Genomic DNA, 18,234 nt, shown 5'->3' with positions numbered 1-18,234 from the left:
AGCATCGGGGCGCCGTCGCGGTTCAAAGGACTCGATGTATCGTCCTGCGGGTGACTGATCCGCTGCGCCCGGGGGACCCGGTCGAGCTGGGCGGCTACCAGCTGCTCGGCCGTCTCGGCCAGGGCGGCATGGGCAGTGTCTACCTGGGGCGCGGGCCCGGCGGCAGGCTGGCCGCGGTCAAGGTCATCCGGTCCGAGTACGCGTCCGACCCGAGATTCCGGGGCCGGTTCCGCAGCGAGGTCAACCGGGCCCGGCAGGTCCCGCACTTCTGCACGGCCGAGGTGATCGACGCCGATCCCGACCACCCGACGCCGTACCTGATCGTCGAGTACGTCGACGGCCCCAGCCTGTCGCAGGTCATCGCCGACCAGGGCCCGCTGGCCGCCGGCAACCTGCACAGCGTGGCCGTCGGGGTGGCCACCGCGCTGGCCGCGATCCACGGCGCCGGCGTCATCCACCGCGACCTGAAGCCCGCCAACGTGCTGTTCGCGCTGGGTACGCCCAAGGTGATCGACTTCGGCATCGCGCGCGCGTTCGAGGCGACCAGCCAGCACACGCGGACCGATCAGATGGTCGGCACTGTCGCGTACATGGCGCCGGAGCGCTTCGACACCGACCATCACACGCCGGTCGGCCCGGCCGCCGACGTGTTCGCCTGGGGCATCGTGGTCGCGTACGCGGGCACCGGCCGTACCCCCTTCCAGGCCGACTCGCCCGCCGCGACCGCCGCGCGCATCCTGACCCAGCAGCCCAACCTGGACGGGCTGCCCGCCGCGTTGCAGCACGTCGTGGCCCGGGCCCTGGCCAAGGACCCGGTCGAGCGACCCACCGCGCACGAGCTGCTCGACCTGCTGCTGGACGTGGATCCGGCCGAGACGACCCAGGTGGTCCGCCCGGAGCTGCTGCGTCAGGCCAAGGCGGCGCAGCGCATCAAGCCGCGGAACCGGGTCGCCCGCCGGGTCGTGCTGGCCTCGGTGCTCGCCCTCGCGCTGGCCGGCGGTGGCCTGTTGACGGCTCATTCGCTCAGCCCCCGGATCCGCGACGCGCTCAGTGCCGCGCCGGCGGCGGTGCGGAGGAGTTCGTCGCCGCCGTCGTCGCCGGCGCCGGCCCGGCCGACGCAGCGGGTGCTGCAGGGTCCGTCGTTGTTCGACCGGCTCGACCGGCCGGGCCAGTGGCGGTCCTACCGGGATTCGGGGGTCGGCCGCTGTGGGTTCGCCAACGACCGGCTGGAGGCGGCTACCGACGGCTCGAACTGGTTCGCCTGCCCGGGCCCGACGGACACGTTCGCCGGTGACCAGTCGATCGCGGTGGACGCCGCGGTCCTGAAGAAGGGTTCGTGCGCGGCCGTCTGGTTCCGGAAGGTCGACGAGTCGGGCTATCTGGTGCTGGTCTGCGAGAACGAGGTCCGCGCGGTGCTGGACAACGAGGGTGAGTTCGCCGGTGAGGTCAAGGCGGCGGTCCCGCCGACCGCGCTCGGTCACGCCCGCCGCATCGAGATCAATCTGACCGGCGCCGAGGGCACCGTTCATGTCGACGGCATACAGCAGCTGAACTTTCCGGTCGACGAGCCGTCGTTGGCGGCGGGCCGGGTCGAGATCGGCCCGTACCACGACGATCTGGAGCAGGGCGACACGGGCGTCGCCTTCGCGAACATGGAGGTACGGACGCAGTGAAGCGGGTTCTGGTGGCAGTTGCCCTGGTGTTCCTGGCCGCCGGCTGTGGCACGGAAACGCCGGCCGCCGCGCCGCCGCCCAGCTCGGCGCCGCCGTCGAGCACCCCGTCGATCGCGCCCAGCAGCGCGGCGCCGACGCCGTCGAAGACAACCCCGGCCCCGAAGAAGACCAAGCCGACCTTCACCGACCTGACCCAGGGCAACTCGCGGTCGGTGGTCAAGCTGGTCCGGTTCGACCCGGACAACTCGTCGACGGTCGTGGAGCCGATCAAGTTCCTGACCAACGTGTGCAAGGACGACCCGGAGTGCCACCGCGAGTGGGATTCCGAGGACAGCCACAGCAAGGTCACCGTCCCGCTGGCCGACAAGGTCAAGTACTTCGAGATGTTCGACAAGGACGGCAACCCCTGCGTCACCGACAAACCGGACGACGGCGGCACCTGCCCGACCAACGAGGGCAAGTTCACCGCGTGGGCCAAGGAAAACCCGAAGGGGATGGTCAACGTGACCATCGTCAACGGCGAGATCACCAAGATGGCGCAGATCTACACGCCCTGAACCGCCCGCCGCACGGTGTCGATCGAGGTGGCCACGTCCTCGGCGGTGGTGGCCCAGTTGCTGACCGAGATGCGGATGACCGCCCGGCCCCGCCACCGGGAACCGGACATCCACACTGTGCCCGAGCGGATCAGGGCCGCGGTGACGGCTTCGGTGGCGGCGTCGTCGGCCATGGCGAAGCAGACCTGGGTGAAGGCCACGTCGTTGAGGACCCGCACGCCGGGCAGGGCGCCGATGCCGTCGGCCAGCGCCCGGGCGTTGGCGACGAGCCCGTCGACCAGGGCGGCGACGCCGTCGCGGCCGAGCGATCGCAGCACCGCCCAGACCGGGACGCCGCGGGCGCGGCGGGAGAACTCGGGGGTGAGCTCGACCGGGTCGGGCGGGCCGGCGGCGTCGGCCGGGTCGAGCATGTAGCTGGCGCGCACGCCGACGGCGGTGCGCAGCGCGGCCGGGCGGGTGACGATGGCGATGCCGCAGTCGTACGGCACGTTGAGGGTCTTGTGCGCGTCGGTGGCCAGCGAGTCGGCCCCGGCGACGCCCGCGGTCAGGTCGCGCAGGCCCGGTGACGCGGCCGCCCACAGGCCGAACGCGCCGTCGACGTGCACCCAGGCGCCCCGGGCGTGGGCCAGCTCGATGGCTTCGGTGAACGGATCGTAGGCGCCCGAGTGCAGGTTGCCGGCCTGCAGGCAGACGATGACCGGCCGGTCGCCGGCCTCCGGACATGTCGCGAATTCGGTCCCCGCAGAGGCGCCCTGAATCCGAGTCTGAGACCTGTCATCGAGGGCCGCGGCCAGCGCGTCGACCCGGATCCGGCCCTGGTCGTCGACGTCGACCGGGGTGGGCCGGCCGAGCCCGAGGTAGCGCAGCGCCAGGTCGACCGTGTCGTGGCGTTCGGCGCCGACCAGCACGCGCACTGGCGGTGCCCCGATCAGGCCGTCGGCGGCCACGTCCCAGCCGTGGTCGGCCAGCACCTGGTGGCGGCCGGCGGCCAGGCCGGTGAAGTTGGCCATGGTCGCGCCGGTCACGAAGCCCACGGCCGAGCCGGACGGCAGCCCGAGCAGGTCGAGGAGCCAGTCGCCGGCCACCGCCTCGAGCGCGGCGGTGGCCGGGGTGACCGCCCGCAGGCAGGTGTTCTGGTCCCAGGCGCTGGTCAGCCAGTCGGCGCCGAGCCCGGCCGGGTGCACGCCGCCGATCACCCAGCCGTAGAACCGCCCCGAGTTCATCCCCATCAGCCCCGGCTCGGCCTGCGACAACAGGTCGATCACGGCCGCCGGGTCGGTCGGGCCGGCCGGCAACGCGGAGAACCGCGCGGCGAGCTGATCAAAGCCCAGACGCGGCGGTATGGGCCGGGTGTTGCGCTGGTCGAGCCATTGCCGGGCGTGCGCAGAGGCTGCCTCTAGTGCGTCCACTCCGTCAAGATACGAGGTCGGTCCAGCCCATAGTGCGAGCGCAACGTCGTGCCGGAGTACGAGGTCCGGAAGAGCCCCCGCTCCTGCAGGATCGGCACCACCTCGTCGACGAACCGGGCCAGCCCGGACGGCAGCACCGGCGCCATGATGTTGAACCCGTCGGCCGCCCCGTTGTCGAACCAGTGCTGGATGGCGTCGGCCACCTGCTCCGGCGTCCCGGCGAAGGTCCGGTGCCCGCGCCCACCGCCGAGCCGCCCGATCAGCTGCCGGACGGTCAGCCGTTCCCGCCGGGCCAGCTCGACGATCAGTGTGTACCGGCTCTTCGCCCCCTCGATCTGGTCCTCGTCGGGCAGCCCGTCCGGCAGTTCTTGATCGAGCTGCAAGAGAGTAGGCGAAACATTGAGCGTCTGAGCGAGCTGACGCAGCGCGTACTCGGGCTTGATCAGCCGGTCCAGTTCCTCTTCGAGAGCGAGCGCCTCCCGTTCGGTGGCGCCGATCGCGGGCACGATCCCGGGCAGGATCTTCACGGTGTCCGGGTCGCGGCCGAACGCCAGCGCCTGACGCTTCAGGTCGGCGTAGAAGGCCTGGGCTTCCGAAAGGGTCTGCTGCGCGGTGAACACGGCGTCGGCGTACCGGGCGGCCAGCTCCTTGCCGTCGGTCGACGAACCGGCCTGGACCAGCAGCGGGTGGCCCTGCGGGGAGCGCGGCACGTTGAGCGCTCCGGCGACCTTGAAGAACCGGCCGGCGTGCGCGGGCGGGTGCACCTTGGTGTCGTCCCCCCAGACGCCGGACGCCTTGTCGCCCAGCGGCGCGTCGTCCTCCCAGCTGTCCCAGAGCTTGCGGGCCACGTCGATGAACTCGGCCGCCCGCTCGTACCGGTCGCGGTGCGACGGCAGCTCGTCCAGGTTGAAGTTGCGGGCCGCGTCCACCCCGGCCGTGGTGACCACGTTCCAGCCGGCCCGGCCGCCGCTGATGTGGTCGAGCGAGGCGAACCGGCGGGCCAGGTTATAGGGCTCGTTGTAGGTGGTCGAGGCGGTGGCGATCAGCCCGATGTGCTCGGTCGCGCCGGCCAGCGCGGTGAGCAGCACCGTCGGTTCGAGGCCGCCGGCCGGGCGCCGGCCGATGCTGTTCCAGAGCACTGGGCTGTCGGCCAGGAACAGCGAGTCGAGCTTGCCGCGCTCGGCGATCTGGGCCAGGCGTACGTAGTGCCGGACGTCCACGTGCGCGAAGGGGTCGCTCTCGGGCAGCCGCCAGGCCGCCTCGTGGTGCCCGACCGTCATCAGGAAGGCGTTCAGGTGCAGCTTGCGGCCGGTCATGCGGTGACTCCCAGGGCTCGGAGCAGAAGATCACGAACATCGGAGACATCCGGGCGTACGTCCAGAGCGATCCGCCCCGCGTCCAGCACCACGATCCGGTCGGCCAGCGCGATCGCCTCGTCGACGTCGTGGGTGACCAGCAGGACCGCGGGCGTGTGCCGCCGGCAGAGGTCGCGCAGCAGGTCGTGCATCTTGAGCCGGGTCAGCGCGTCCAGGGCGCCGAACGGTTCGTCGGCCAGCAGCAGTTGCGGCGCGCCGACCAGGGACCGGGCCAGCGCCACGCGTTGCTGCTCGCCGCCGGAGAGCTGGTTGGGCCAGGCCCGTTCGCGCCCGCTGAGACCGACCTCGGCCAGGGCGTCGATCCCACGGGTACGCGCGTCCCGGTCCTTGTGGCCGAGGACGACGTTGTCCAGGACCCGCCGCCAGGGGAGTAGCCGCGAGTCCTGGAAGACCACCGACACCCGATCCGGGATGCGCAGCTCGCCGTCCCCGTCGACGTCGTAGTCGAGCCCGGCCAGCGCCCGCAGCAGTGTGCTCTTGCCCGAGCCGCTGCGCCCGAGCAGCGCCACGAACTCGCCGTCGGCGATGCTCAGGTCCAGCCGGTCGAGCACCACGTGCTCGCCGAAGCGCCGGGTCAGCCCGCGGATCTCGACCGCCTCGCCGATCAGCTGGTCAGGGTTCGGCGCCACGACAGCACCCTCCGTTCGACGAGGCGGAGCAGGGTGTCGGATGCGAACCCGAAGATGCCGTAGACGACCAGGCCGACCACGATCACGTCGGTCTGCGCGTACATCTGGGCCTGCGACATCATGTAGCCGATGCCGCTGAGCGCGTTGATCTGCTCCACGGTGATCAGGATCAGCCAGGAGAACGTCAGCGACAGGCGCAGGCCGACGAACAGGCCGGGCAGCGCGCCGGGGAAGACGACGTGCCGCAGGAAGTCCCACCGGGTGTAGTTCTGCACCTCGGCCAGCTCGACGAAGCGGTGGTCGATGCCGGTCAGCCCGGAGTGCACCGATACGTACATGTAGACCAGCGCGGCCAGCGCGATGATCACGACTTTGAAGGTCTCGCCGATGCCCAGCCACAGGATGAGCAGCGGGATCAGGCCGATGGTGGGGATCGCCCGCTTGATCTGGATCGGCCCGTCGATGACGGCCTCGCCGATCCGGCTGACCCCGGCGATGACGGCCAGCGCCGTGCCGGCCGAGGCGCCGATCAGGAAGCCGAGCAGGGCCCGCTGCAGGGACGCCAGCATGTGCTCCTGCAACTCGCCGGTGGCGATCAGGTGCCCGGTGCTGCTGAAGATCGTCCAGGGCGCGGAGAGCAGTCGCGGGTCGAGCACGCCGGTGGCCGACGCGATCGACCAGACGGCCAGGACCAGCAGGGGGCCGATGGCCCGGCCGTACGGGATGGGCCGTCCGGGCCCGAGCCGCCGGCGCCGGACGTGTCCGGTCGCCGGGGCCGCGTTGCGGGTGAGCACGTTCAGGGTCATCGTCACTCCCGGTACTCGGCCGGCACGGACTCCGCCGCGAGCTTCTCGAAGCGGCGGTCGAACAGGTCGTCGGCGTCGATCGGCCTGAGGAACCCGCCCTCGACCAGCAGGCCGGCGGACTCCTTCTGCCAGGCGATCGCCTTGTCCCAGTCGGTGGGGAACACCGGCTTGTCCTGTACGGCCTCGATGCGTTGGCCGTCGGCCGCGGTCACCTTCTGGTCCTTGACGTAGTAGGCGTCGATCCACGGGCCCTGGTTGGTGTACTGCCAGACCTCGGAGCGGGCCCAGAACGGGATGAAGGAACGGATCGCCGCCACCTTGGCCGCGTCGGCCAGCACCTCCTGCGGGGCCCAGAGGACGGTCAGGTAGTCGACGGCGCTCATCGGGATGCCCTTGGCGCCGTCCTTGGCGTACTCGCTGAGGTATTTGGTCAGCACCGGCTCGCTCAGCGGGGCCACGTCGATCTGCCGGCTCTGCAGCGCGACCAGGAACTTGGTGCTGGGCAGGGCGACCAGCTGGACGTCTTTGGGCGTGAGACCCTGCTCCTTGAGCGTGCGCAGCACCACGACGCCCTGGGCCTGGCCCTGGGAGAATCCGATCTTCTTGCCGCGCAGGTCGGTGACCGCGTTGATGGCGGCGCCGGGCGCGGTCGCGTACGTGTAGATGGGTTTCTGTTTGGTCTGCACCGCGACGATCCTGGCCTTGACGTTGATCGCCGCGGCCTGGATGGGCGGGATGCCGGCGTTGGAGGCGAGGTCGATCGAGTGGGCCCGGAAGCCCTGGATGATGTCCGGGCCGGCCGAGAGGTTGGGCCAGCTCGGCACCTGGAACGGCAGCTTGCCGATCTCGCCCGAGGCCTGCAACGCCACCTGGGTGGGATGGATCGCGATGGTCAGCTTGGTGTCCGGTGGGACCGTGGTCGGCAGTGGAGCGGCGGCGGCCAGCCCTTCCCCGGCCGCGTCGCCACAACCGGCCAGGCCCAGGGCGGTCACGCCGAGCAGTCCGGTGAGCAGAGTACGTCGCTGGACGGTGGGTATGGTCATGCTGGTAACCTACAATGCCTACTGGCTTAATAGGTTATAAGATCTGTTGAAGGAGATCGATATGACGACCCTGGTCGTATCCGGCAACCCGCGCCCCGGCTCGCGCACCCTCAAATTGGCCGTGGCCGTGGGCGAGGCGCTGTCCGGCACCCCGATCAGCGTCATCGACGTCGGCGAGATCGGCGCCGGTCTGCTCACCCCGGGCGACGAGGCCACCGCGGCGGCGGTCGCGGCGCTGCACGAGGCGTCTCTGCTCGTGGTGGCCACGCCGACGTACAAGGGCTCGTACACCGGCATCCTCAAGGTCCTGCTCGACCAGCTCCCGGCCGGCGCCCTGACCGGCAAGACCGCCGTGCCGGTGATCACGGCCGGCGTCCAGCCGCAGGCCGACGCCGCCGCCGGCCACCTGAACGCGCTGCTCACCGAGCTGGGCGCGACGCTGCGCCCGGCGGTGACGGCGACCGAGGCCGAGCTGGCCGACATCCCGGCGGTGGCTAGTCGCGCAGCAGCGGCAGCAACTGATCTCCCTGGCGCTTGATCTCGGGGAGGTACGGCGTGTCCGACAGGACGAAGTGCGTGATGCCGAGGGCCTGGTAGCGGCGCAGCGACTTGGCCACGTCCTCGGGTGAGCCGACCAGCCAGGTGGTGCCCGCGCCACCGCCACCGAAGCGGCCGGGCGCCGTGTAGAGGTTGTCGTCCAGCACGTCGCCGCGGGCGGCCAGGTCGAGCAGGCGCTGCTGGCCGACCGCGGCGTTCCAGAGCTTCGGCCGGTTGGAATCCGTGCCGGCCGTCTGTGCCACCTTGGCCTCGGCGTCGGCCCAGGCCTGCTCGGTGGTGTCCCGGACGAAGGTGGTGACGCGCAGGCCGTACTCCAGGGGTTTGTGCTGCCGGCCGAGCCGGGCGCTCAGGTCCTCCAGCCGTTCGATGCGCTCGCGGACGCCGTCCAGCGGTTCGCCCCAGAACAGCTGCACGTCGGCCTCGGTCGCGGCCACCCGCTCGGCCGCCTCGGAGGCGCCACCGAAGTACAGTGTCGGGTGCCGGCGCTCGCCGCGCGTCACCGGCCGCTGGGCCAGCGTCGAGCGGACCACCTGGAAGTGCTCGCCGTCGTAGGTGACCTCCTCCTCGGTCCAGAGGCGGCGGACGAGCTGGAGAAATTCACGGGTACGGGCGTACCGCTGGGCCTGGTTGCCTTCGCTGTCGCCGTACGCGGCCAGCTGGTCCTGCCCCGACACGATGTTGACCAGCACCCGCCCGCCGGACAGGTGGTCGAGCGTGGCCGCCGCCGCGGCGAAGTTGGCCGGGCGCCAGTACCCCGGCCGGATCGCGATCAGTGGCTGGAAAGACGTGGTGCGGGCGGCGAGAGCGGTGGCCACGGTGAACGTGTCCGGCCGGCCCCAGCCGGTGCCGAGCAGGGCGCCGCCCCAGCCGTGCTCCTCCAGGGCCCGCGCGTGCGAGGTCAGGGTGTCCAGGCTGTTGTGTCCCTCGACCACGTTGTCACCGCGGTGGCCCGGCTCGACCTGGTTCGGGATGTACCACAGGAATTCACTCACCCATAAAGCCTATAGCTTATATAGGCAATGGGTCCACCGGCCGACCCCGAGGTTTCCGCCGTTGACCGCCCGCCTGACCCGTACATCGGCCTGATCTTTTGTTCAGGGTGTTTCCCGATTCCCTCCGGCCAGAGTGGACGCGAAGCTTCGACCATGCGATTTACACCTGTTTACCTACTCGCCGCCGCACTCGTTCTGGTCACACCCGGCTCGGTGCGGGCCGCGCCCGTCCCCGCCTCACTCGACCCGGCCGCCTTGGAGGCCGCGCTCGCCGATGTGCCCGACGACGAGGTCAGCGCGGCCCTGGTCCAGGTCCGGGGAACGGCCGGCGCCTGGTCGGGCACGGCCGGGGTGACGTCCGAAGGGTCGGAACAACGGCCCCGGCTCGACAGCCGCTTCCGGATCGGTTCGATGACCAAGACGTTCACCGCGACCGTGGTGCTGCAGCTGGCGGCGGAGGGCCGGCTGCGGCTGGACGGCACGGTGCAGCAGTACGTACCCGGGTTCCTGCCCGAGTCGTACCCGCCGATCACGGTCCGGAACCTGCTCACGTTCAGCAGCGGCCTCAACGGCCTGGAACTGCCGCACAAGACGCCCGACTGGTTCTTCGAGCACCGATACGACCACTGGACGCCGGGCAGCCAGCTCGACCTCAGCCGCCCGCTCGCCTTCGACCCCGGCACCCACCAGCGCTACGGCAACGCCGACTACATCATGGCCGGCCTGGTCGTCGAGAAGGTGACCGGGCACCGCTGGGCCGACGAGGTGGCCCGCCGCATCATCCGCCCGCTGCACCTGACCGGAACCAGCGTGCCCGGCGACGACGTGCGAATCCCCGGCCCGTACGTGCACGGCTACGAGGCGACGGCCACCGGCTGGCGCGACGTCACCCTGGCCAACCCGTCACTGCAATGGTCGGCCGCCTCGATGATCTCCACGGCCGACGACCTGGACCGCTTCCTGGTCGCACTGTTCAGCGGGCGGCTGCTGCCGGAACCGCAGCTGTCGGAGATGTTCACCGTTCCCGCAGTGTGCGAATACCAGACCGGCGCGCCGGCCGTCCACTCGGCCGGACTGACCCGCAACGAGCTGGGCGGCCTGGTGGTCTGGGGAAAGAGCGGCGACCGACCCGGCTACAACAACGGCATGGGCGCCACCCGTGACCTGTCCCGGCGGCTGATCTACTCGGTCAACACCCTGCACATGGGCGGCGACCAGCCCGTCCGGGCTCAGCGGATCATCATGGCCGCCCTGGCGACTCGGTAGACCTCCCGGCTCACCGGCGCGTTCCTGACGCATGCGTCACGCACCGCCGGTGAGCCGGAACGGGTCGTCCTTCCGCCCGAGCTGTACCAGCCATGAGCGGATCTAGACTGCGGTAATGCCACAAGATCCGGTCATGTGGAAGGCGGCGCTGGTCGCCTGGGTCCTGGCCGTGCCGCTGTGGTTCCTGACCAGATTCTTCGTGGTGATCGCTCACGAGGGCGGTCACGCGTTCGCCGGGGTCGCGCTGCTCAACCAGGTACGCCGGATAACGTTCAACCGAGACGGTGGCGGCGGAACCGAGTTCGTCTCGCCCCCGCCGTGGCCCTTCGTCATCGTGGTCGCCGTCGCCGGCTATGCCGGGCCGTCGCTGTTCGGCCTGCTGGCGGCGGCGCTGCTGCTGCGCGGGGAACCGCGGATGGTGCTCTGGGGGAGCATGGCCTTCCTGGTGCTGATGCTGTTCACCGTCCGCGGAATCATCGGCTGGATCGTCGTACCGGTCCTGGTGGTCGGGCTCTATCAACTCGCGACCAAGGCGCCCGCGGAGATGAGCACCCTCGGGGCGTACGTGTGGACGTGGTTCCTCCTCATCGGCGCCGTCCAGCGCATGCTGGTCTACCTGACCGACAAGACCTACCTGGTCGAGGCGGCCGACACGACACGGCTGCAACAGGTGTCGCTCGTGCCGAGCGAGATCTGGAGCGTCCTACTCCTGCTGGGCACCGGAGCGGCCCTCGTCTGGGGCGGCTCGATGCTGCTGCGCATGCCCAGCTGACCCGTCGAAAGCGTCAAGGATGGTCGTCGACCGTGGTTGGGGCCAAGTGAGGGTTGGCGGCGAGGGCCTGGCCCAGGGCCGCACGTTCCGGGTCGGTGAAGGCCAGGAAGTAGATGCCCCGCAGGTGGGACGCGGGGTTGGCGGTCAGATGGTCGGCGGCCGCCGCGACCAGGTCATTGGCGGTCTGGGGGATCGAAGTGCCGGTCTGCGCGGCGCCGAGCACGGGGAACAGGACGGTCCGGATGTCCGGGTCGTCGGTGGCGAGGCGGTCGGCCAGGGCCAGAGCGTTGGTGACGCACGCGCCGACGTGGCGGACCTGGCGGTAGCCGGCGCCGGGCTCACCCTGCACCGAGGCGACGTGGATGATCCGGCGTACCCCGTTGGTCGCGGCCAGCGCCCCCGACCCGGTCACGAACGCCGCGCCCGGGGCGACGGGACGGTGCCCGCAGACGGCCGAAGCGAGCTCACGGCTGATGACGTCGTCGGTGACATGTCCGGCCGGGTCCCGGAGGGCGCCGTGGTAACGGATGATGCCGGAGATCGAGAAGTCGTTGAACCGGGCCATCTCCATGTCGGTGTTCTCGCTGTTGACCCAGATGTCGGCGTCGTGCACACGCAGGATCCGGCCGATCCGGATGGCCAGCACGCACGCGGTGGCCCCCGGCGCGGCCGGCCTGAACGTCTCCGGCCGGCCCGCGGGCTGAGCCGGCTCGGCGGCCAGGCCGTTCCACAGCCAGGCCGGCCCGTGAAACTCCTTGCTGTGCACGTCGAGCGGCTGGAAGTCGTCGGCGCGCAGGCCGGCGTGGCGTTCCCGGACGGCGTAGGTGTAAAGCTGGTCGGAGACGGCGACGGCCAGATCGGCGTGGGGCCGATCGCCGAGCGCGATGCGCAGCGCGTCGCTGTCGACCATGCGCCCGGCCTGGACGATGGCATCGCCCGAGAAGCCGATCGCGGCGGGGCCCAGCGGGCCGATGACCACGGCCATGCGCAGCCGCATACGGTCGCGGTAGCGGCGGTTGTCCTCGGCCAACTCCTCGGTCGCCGAGCGCAGCAGCCCCGGCAGGGCCCGGTGCACCTCGACGTCGCTGGGCAGGAAGACCACCATGCCGTCGCCGGTGCCGTGATGATGGGTCTGGTCGAGGCGCAGGCCGAGGCCGGCCAGGGTCTCGTCGACGAAGGTAGCCACCCGGTGCTGCAGGTCGACCTTCTGCCGGGCGGATCGGCCGCTGTAACCGGCCACGTCGATGACGAACCCCATCCGTACGGCGGTGGAGAAGGACTTGCTCATATCGTCCAATGTAGGGTCACCGGCCGAGGTCAGAGCCCGAGGGACGTACGGAAGAAGTCGAGCTGGAACTGCCACAGGTTCTTTGCGTAGGCGCCCATGTGCGATGCGCCGGGCAGGGGCAGGACGCTGTGCGGGCGGCCGGCCGCGAGCAGGGCGGCGGACAGCCTCATCGAGTGCAGGGGCAGCACGTTGTCATCGAGCATGCCGTGCACCAGCAGGAGCGGGCGGCGCAGGTGGGGGGCGTCGGCGAGCAAAGAACCCCGGGCGTACCCCTCGGGGTTCTCGGCCGGTAGGCCCAGCGTGCGCTCCTGCCAGTGCGAACTGTAGAGCAGCTGGTCGATGACCGGCGCGCCGGCCACCGCGGCGTGGAAGACGTCGGGGCGGCGTAGCACCGCCAGCGCGGCCAGGTAGCCGCCGGCCGACCAGCCGCGGATGCCGACCCGGGTCAGGTCGAGGCCGGGCAGGAGTTCGGCCGCGGCCCGCAGGGCGTCAACCTGGTCCTGCAGGCGTGGGCCGGCGTGGTCGTCGCCGCGCGCCCGTTCCCAGCGTGGGCCGCGCCCGGGGGTGCCCCGGCCGTCGGCCACGATCACGGCGAAGCCCTGGTCGGCGAACCACTGCGAGCCCCAGAAACGGTTGCGGGCCTTCTCGGCCTTCTGCGCCGCCGAGCCACCGTACGGGTCCATCAGCACCGGCAACCGGGCCGTGCCGGGCGCGTACCCGGTCGGGAAGAACACCGCCGCGCGCAACTCGCGCTCGCCCAGCGTGACAAACCGCGGCCGCGGCTCGACCGGCGACTCGGCGGCGACGCTCCGCAGCTCGTGACCGCCGACGGTGACCCGCGCGCCGTCCAGGTCGGCCGTCTCGACCACGGTCACGCCGCCGGCGCGATGGCCGGTGTGCACGCCCGGCGCCGAGGTGAGCCGCTCGGGACCCGCGGCGGCCGACCAGGTCCACAGGTGGCGCTCGGTCGGCTCGTCCCGCCCGGTGAACAGCACCGTGGGCCCGTCCACGGCCAGCACCTTCTCCACCTGCAGGCCGGGCGGGGTGACCGGTGTGCCGCCGACGGTGAGCCGCCGGGTGTCGCCGTCGTCGATCGTCCACACCAGCGCGCCGTCGCCGAGCCGGGCGGGCACCCCGTCGACGATCGTCGTCCACCGCGGGTCGGTGCTCTCGGCGACCAGTGACGTCGCCCCGGTCGCCGGATCGACGGCGAGCACGCGCATCACGGTCTGCCGCCGGTTCTGCACGACGATCAGCGGGCCGTGCCGGTCCCAGACCACGCGGGTGACGTACTCGAACCCGGCCCGGTCCCACCCGACCTCGACGCGGACGCCGTCCAGGCCGAGGATGTGCAGGCTGACGTCGGCGTTCGGGGTGCCCGCGGCCGGATAACGCAACGCCACCGGCGGCTTCTCCGGGTGCGCCGGGTCGGCGATGTGCCACACCTGAACCCGCTCGTTGTCGACGCGCGCGGCGAGGAGGCGGTCGCCGTCCGGCGCCCACCAGAAGCCCTCGTAGCGGTCCATCGACTCGGCCGCCTCGTGCTCCGGCAGGCCCCAGGTCACCTCGGGGCCGTCGGGCCGGGCGAGCGCACGGTCGTCCTTGCCGTCGCGGCCGACCACGCGCAGGGCGCCGTCGACGACGTACGCGACGGTCCGGCCGGTCGGGTCGATCCGCGCCTCGGTGGCCGGTTCCGCGGCGTCCAGGGCGGTGACCTCGCCGGTCGCCACATCGACGGCGTACAGGCGTCCCGACACGGCGAAGACCGCGGAGTGTACGCCTTCGTCAGCGGCGAACGCCCCGATGCCGGCCGCCCGGTCCCGCGTCCGCTCCCGGCGTGCCCGCTCCTGCTCGGACATCGGCGCATCCTGATCGGCGCCGAGCGTGGCCGCGTCCACCAGCAGCCGTTCGCTTCCGCCGGCCACATCGAACGACCACAGATGGTGTACGCGATCCGTGCCGCTGTTCGACCGCAGGAACAGCACCCGCGAACCGTCCGGTGCGATCCGGAACGAGCGGGCCCGTCCGTACGAGAACCCAAGCGTCTCGGCGAAGAGGTCGGGAAAGGTCATGGCCCCACGGTAATCGGATTGCCCGCCTCGACCGGCTGCTCCTGCCGTGGAGATCACCTCGGCTGACACGGGAAGGGAGGGGCGGATAGCGACGTACTCGTACTCAACGCCGACCTCGGCCCGCTGCACCGGGTCAGCCTGCGGCACGCCGTGCGGTTGCGCCAGCCGCCAAGCAGGCGTGGTGCTCAGTCCGGGGCTGAGTTCGTCGTCGAGACACGGGATCTCAAATGGTGGTGCGGGGAATCGACGCTTGTGTGCATGATCTGCCGGTGCCGAAACTTGACGACGAACTGATCGAGCTCCGCCGGGAGATCCACCGGCACCCCGAGCTGGCCGGTGAGGAGCGGCAGACGGCTGGGCTGGTCGCGGGCCAGTTGCGCGCGGCCGGGCTCGACGTAACGACCGGCGTCGGCGGACACGGAGTCGTCGCGGTGCTCGACGGCTCCGCGGACGGTCCGACCGTGGCGTACCGAGCCGACATGGACGCCGTCGACGCGCGAACGAACGTGCTGCCTATCCCGCGGTCGGGCCTGGTCTTCGACGAGGGCTTCGCCTCGCGCGCCCCCGGCGTCGAGCACCTGTGCGGGCACGACCTGCACACCGCGATCGGCGTCGGCGTCGCTCGGACGCTGGCTCAGGGCGTTGAGCCGGTCAGGGGTCGGTTGGTGTTCGTCTTCCAGCCGGCCGAGGAACCCCTGCAGGGCGCACGCGCGATGCTCGAGACCGGCCTGGTGCAACGCCTCGCGCCGCGCGAGTTCTATGCGGTTCACTGCAGCCCGTTCCCCTCCGGCACGATCGCAGTCTCTCCGGGGTACGGCCTGCCCGGGCTCGACCATATCCGGATAGTGCTGCCGGGCGGTCACGACTCGGCCGTCACCGCTGTCACGGCCGAGGTGGCGGAGCTCGGCACCGTCGAGTTCCCTCGAAGCATTGACGACTACCACATGCGCTTCCACGCGTTGTTGGCGCCGGAGATCGCCGCGACGATCCAGGAATCCGTGAGCGTCGCCCAGTGGACCGAGCACACGACCGATGCGCGTCCGGCCGCCAACGTTCTGCTGCGGGTCTGGCCGCAGGAGCGGCTTCCGGAGCTGCGCACGCGGATCAAGCAGATCGCGGCGGCTGCCGGCGGACACGTGGAGTTCCCCGGCGATCCATTTCCCGCCATGGTGAGCTCCGCGGAGCTCAGCACGGCGGCCGGCCAGTACCTGGCTAAGGAGCTGGGGCCGGAGTCCGTCTTGTGGGCCCGGGCGTCCTGGCCCTTCAACTGCGAGGATTTCGCACTGTTCCTCGATGAGGCGCCCGGCGCGCTGTTTTACCTCGGCGTCGCGGACACCGAGACAGGAATGAACGGCGCACCGCACTCCCCGGACTTCGCCGCCGATGAGCGAGCGATCGGTCACGGCGTGCGCGCCATGGCGGGCCTGCTGACCGATCGGCTGGCAGTCCGGTCGGCCCCGGGCGGCGGCCTCGGGCTCCGGTCCGAGGGCGCAGCACGTTGACTCCGATGTCCGTTCTCAGTGCTGTCAGGGCGCATCTGACGGATCACCCGAGTGCGAGGCGAGGTCCAGAGCGTGCCTGGCGTCGCCCGCGACACGCCCTCATACCGATGTGGACTCGTCGTCGTTGACCCGGGCGTCGCCCTCGGCGAGCCGGCATCGCAGCCCGATGGCGAGCGGCGGCAATACCTGGCTCAGCACCGTGGCCGCCTGTGGCGGCTGCAATCAGCGCAAGGTCGAGGTGCGCATGCCCTGCGGCCCGCACCGGCGGTCCCCACCTGGGCGTCGCTGCCCCCGCACTGAGCCGGTGGTGGTCATCGGCCCGGGCCACAACCCCGGCGATACTCGCTTCGCCCCGGGCGCGGGAGTTGTTAGCGTGCCCGGATGTTCCCGCGATCCACCCCGGCCGCCCAGGGGATGTCGTCCCGCTCGATCGGCGCCCTGCTCGACTGGTTCGGCGAACGCTCGGTCGAGGGCCACTCCATCATGGTCGTACGCCATGGGCATGTCGTCGCCGAGGGCTGGTGGGCGCCGTACTCGGCCGGCCGGCCCACTCTGCTCTACTCGGCGACCAAGTCGTTCACCTCGATCGCGGTCGGGCTGGCGGTCGCCGACGGCCTGCTCGCGCTGGACGACCGGGTGGTCGACGTGCTGCCCGGCCACGTACCCGACGACGTCTCGGCGCAGGGCCGCCGCATCACGGTGCACCACCTGCTGTCGATGACCTCCGGGCACGGCACCGACAGCCTGGCCGAGGCCTGGGAGCGGGAGCCCGGCGACCTGGTCAAGGGGTTCCTGCGGGTGCCGTTCACCGCGGCCGAGGGGAGCCTGTTCGCCTACGACAACGCGACCACGTTCCTGCTGGCCCGGATGGTCGAGCGGGTCACCGGCCGCGACCTGCCCGACCTGCTCGACGATCGGCTGTTCCGGCCGATGGGCATCGAGCACGCCGAGTGGGACAGGGTGGCCAGCGGCAAGGCGTTCGGCTTCCACGGCCTGCATCTCACCACCGAGGCCCTGGCCGCCTTCGGTGAGCTGCTGCTGCGCGGCGGGCGCTGGGGCGACCGGCAGCTGGTCCCGCGGGAGTGGGTGGAGCTGGCCACCCGGGCGCACTCCGACATCCCGCCGTTCGAGGACGACTCGGCGCGGGGGTACGGCTACCAGTTCTGGCGGTCGGAGCACGCCTTCTACGCCGAAGGGGCCTTCGGTCAGCAATGCCTCGTCATTCCGTCGCTCGATCTCGTTGTGGTTGTGACCAGCCACCACCCGCGCCCGCTGACCACGGCCGACGCGGTCTGGAACCACCTGGCGCCCGGGATTGGCCGCCCGGACAACGCGCGGGACGACGAGATCCTCGCCGACCGGCTCCGGCGGCTGTCGTTTCCCCTGGTCACGGGCTCGGGCCCAGGCCTCGTCCCGGGCTCGCCGACCGGTGCGATCAAGGCGACGGTCGTCGCGGCGGCTGACTCCGCGCTGCCCGCCGGGTCCACGGTGCTGGTTGAACCGGCCGGCGACGGATGGCGGCTGCGCCTCGACACGATCCCCGATCTCGAGGTCGGCCACGGCCGGTGGCGAGAGAGCGCACCGCTCGGCCGGCCGGTCGTCGCGTCCGGTGCCTGGCACGGCGACACGTTCGTCGCCGACATCTTCGTCATCACCACCCCGCACCTGGTCCGGCTGGTGATCGACGGCGACACGGCCACGGCGACCTGGAACGTCGTACCCCTGACCAAGCCTGATCTGGCGCTGCACCTGCGTGCGCCGCTGATGACGCGACCCGACGTGGCCTGAAAGGATCCGGTGATGGATCTTCAGCTTCGGCCGGTGAGCCGCCAGGACCTGTCCGCCCTGACCGATCTACTCGGGCAGCTGGGCTATCCGACCACCGAGGCCGAGGTCGAGGAGCGACTCGGCCACTGGCTGGACGACCCGTGGAGCTGGCTCATCGGCGCCGATGACGACGGCGTACTCGTCGGCGTGGCCGCGATGCACGTCAGTCCGCTGCTCGAGGCGACCGGGAAGGCCGCGCGGCTCGGTGCGCTGGTCGTCGACGAGCGCTACCGCAGCCGCGGAGTCGGGCAGGCGCTGGTCGCGGCGTTCGAGGAACAGGCCCGGGCGGTCGGCTGCCTGAAGCTGGAGATCACCAGCAGCCGTTACCGCACCAGAACACATGAGTTCTACAAGCTTCTCGGGTACGAGGACATGTGCGCGAAGTCGGCCCGCTTCCTGAAGGCGGTGTAGTCACCCGGGTCAGCGACGGTTGGTGACATTTCGCCGGCGGTCGGCCACACTCC

General features: G+C 71.3%; 17 protein-coding genes. 8 read left to right on the top strand and 9 right to left on the bottom strand.

Features of this window, described 5'->3' with window-relative positions:
- Positions 1-50: 50 nt before the first annotated feature.
- Positions 51-1,673, top strand: a complete 1,623-nt coding sequence (locus ACGFIO_RS22335; protein ID WP_392828218.1) for a serine/threonine-protein kinase — start codon at positions 51-53, stop codon at positions 1,671-1,673.
- Positions 1,670-2,230: a hypothetical protein gene (locus ACGFIO_RS22330; protein WP_392828217.1), complete on the top strand. Its 561-nt coding sequence runs from the start codon at positions 1,670-1,672 to the stop codon at positions 2,228-2,230. Before ACGFIO_RS22335 ends, ACGFIO_RS22330 begins: the two co-directional genes overlap by 4 nt.
- Here ACGFIO_RS22330 and ACGFIO_RS22325 read toward each other — a convergent pair.
- Genes ACGFIO_RS22325 through ACGFIO_RS22305 form a run of 5 tightly spaced genes read right to left on the bottom strand, consistent with a single transcriptional unit; the run spans position 2,218 to position 7,493 of the window.
- Positions 2,218-3,639, bottom strand: a complete 1,422-nt coding sequence (locus ACGFIO_RS22325; RefSeq protein ID WP_392828216.1) for a pyridoxal phosphate-dependent decarboxylase family protein — start codon at positions 3,637-3,639, stop codon at positions 2,218-2,220. The genes ACGFIO_RS22330 and ACGFIO_RS22325 overlap by 13 nt on opposite strands.
- On the bottom strand, positions 3,627-4,955 hold the full coding sequence (locus ACGFIO_RS22320) for an LLM class flavin-dependent oxidoreductase (protein WP_392828215.1): 1,329 nt from the start codon (positions 4,953-4,955) through the stop codon (positions 3,627-3,629). Before ACGFIO_RS22320 ends, ACGFIO_RS22325 begins: the two co-directional genes overlap by 13 nt.
- On the bottom strand, positions 4,952-5,644 hold the full coding sequence (locus ACGFIO_RS22315; RefSeq protein WP_392828214.1) for an ABC transporter ATP-binding protein: 693 nt from the start codon (positions 5,642-5,644) through the stop codon (positions 4,952-4,954). Before ACGFIO_RS22315 ends, ACGFIO_RS22320 begins: the two co-directional genes overlap by 4 nt.
- The gene (locus ACGFIO_RS22310; protein ID WP_392828213.1) at positions 5,620-6,450 is read right to left on the bottom strand and encodes an ABC transporter permease; all 831 of its coding nucleotides are present in this window, start codon (positions 6,448-6,450) and stop codon (positions 5,620-5,622) included. Before ACGFIO_RS22310 ends, ACGFIO_RS22315 begins: the two co-directional genes overlap by 25 nt.
- 2 nt (positions 6,451-6,452) lie before the next feature.
- Complete coding sequence (locus ACGFIO_RS22305) at positions 6,453-7,493, bottom strand: ABC transporter substrate-binding protein (RefSeq protein WP_392828212.1); 1,041 nt, start codon at positions 7,491-7,493, stop codon at positions 6,453-6,455.
- A 61-nt stretch (positions 7,494-7,554) separates the two neighbouring features.
- On the opposite strand from ACGFIO_RS22305, the gene ACGFIO_RS22300 reads away from it, so the two are divergent.
- Positions 7,555-8,031 carry an NADPH-dependent FMN reductase gene (locus ACGFIO_RS22300; RefSeq protein ID WP_392828211.1) on the top strand — a complete coding sequence of 159 codons (477 nt, stop codon included), beginning with the start codon at positions 7,555-7,557 and terminating at the stop codon, positions 8,029-8,031.
- Here the strand turns inward: ACGFIO_RS22300 and ACGFIO_RS22295 are convergent.
- Positions 7,988-9,043: an LLM class flavin-dependent oxidoreductase gene (locus tag ACGFIO_RS22295; protein WP_392828210.1), complete on the bottom strand. Its 1,056-nt coding sequence runs from the start codon at positions 9,041-9,043 to the stop codon at positions 7,988-7,990. The two genes, ACGFIO_RS22300 and ACGFIO_RS22295, sit on opposite strands and share 44 nt — an antisense overlap.
- A gap of 153 nt (positions 9,044-9,196) precedes the next feature.
- On the opposite strand from ACGFIO_RS22295, the gene ACGFIO_RS22290 reads away from it, so the two are divergent.
- Complete coding sequence (locus ACGFIO_RS22290; RefSeq protein WP_392828209.1) at positions 9,197-10,309, top strand: serine hydrolase domain-containing protein; 1,113 nt, start codon at positions 9,197-9,199, stop codon at positions 10,307-10,309.
- Between the two features lie 115 nt (positions 10,310-10,424).
- Positions 10,425-11,081, top strand: coding sequence for a M50 family metallopeptidase (locus ACGFIO_RS22285; protein ID WP_392828208.1), 657 nt, complete (start codon positions 10,425-10,427; stop codon positions 11,079-11,081).
- Positions 11,082-11,094: 13 nt separating this feature from the next.
- Here ACGFIO_RS22285 and ACGFIO_RS22280 read toward each other — a convergent pair whose 3' ends face one another.
- Together ACGFIO_RS22280 and ACGFIO_RS22275 are read right to left on the bottom strand one after the other, a co-directional pair.
- Positions 11,095-12,369, bottom strand: coding sequence for a macro domain-containing protein (locus ACGFIO_RS22280; protein WP_392828207.1), 1,275 nt, complete (start codon positions 12,367-12,369; stop codon positions 11,095-11,097).
- A gap of 29 nt (positions 12,370-12,398) precedes the next feature.
- Positions 12,399-14,441 (bottom strand): prolyl oligopeptidase family serine peptidase, encoded by a 2,043-nt coding sequence (locus ACGFIO_RS22275; RefSeq protein WP_392828206.1) that lies wholly within the window; start codon positions 14,439-14,441, stop codon positions 12,399-12,401.
- Between the two features lie 269 nt (positions 14,442-14,710).
- Between ACGFIO_RS22275 and ACGFIO_RS22270 the strand changes: the two genes are divergently transcribed.
- Positions 14,711-15,943 (top strand): M20 family metallopeptidase, encoded by a 1,233-nt coding sequence (locus tag ACGFIO_RS22270; RefSeq protein WP_392828205.1) that lies wholly within the window; start codon positions 14,711-14,713, stop codon positions 15,941-15,943.
- Positions 15,944-16,042: 99 nt separating this feature from the next.
- On the opposite strand, the gene ACGFIO_RS22265 is transcribed toward ACGFIO_RS22270, so the two are convergent.
- Positions 16,043-16,165 (bottom strand): hypothetical protein, encoded by a 123-nt coding sequence (locus tag ACGFIO_RS22265; RefSeq protein WP_392828204.1) that lies wholly within the window; start codon positions 16,163-16,165, stop codon positions 16,043-16,045.
- 159 nt (positions 16,166-16,324) lie between these two features.
- On the opposite strand from ACGFIO_RS22265, the gene ACGFIO_RS22260 reads away from it, so the two are divergent.
- Positions 16,325-17,731: a serine hydrolase domain-containing protein gene (locus ACGFIO_RS22260; protein ID WP_392828203.1), complete on the top strand. Its 1,407-nt coding sequence runs from the start codon at positions 16,325-16,327 to the stop codon at positions 17,729-17,731.
- Between the two features lie 12 nt (positions 17,732-17,743).
- The gene (locus tag ACGFIO_RS22255; RefSeq protein ID WP_392828202.1) at positions 17,744-18,181 is read left to right on the top strand and encodes a GNAT family N-acetyltransferase; all 438 of its coding nucleotides are present in this window, start codon (positions 17,744-17,746) and stop codon (positions 18,179-18,181) included.
- The last annotated feature ends 53 nt before the right edge of the window (positions 18,182-18,234 follow it).

The sequence above is a fragment of the Actinoplanes sp. NPDC049265 genome (genome assembly GCF_043197135.1).
GTDB lineage: Bacteria > Actinomycetota > Actinomycetes > Mycobacteriales > Micromonosporaceae > Actinoplanes.
Note: the sequence above shows the minus strand (reverse complement) of the source record. Positions and strands in the feature narration are given on the sequence as shown.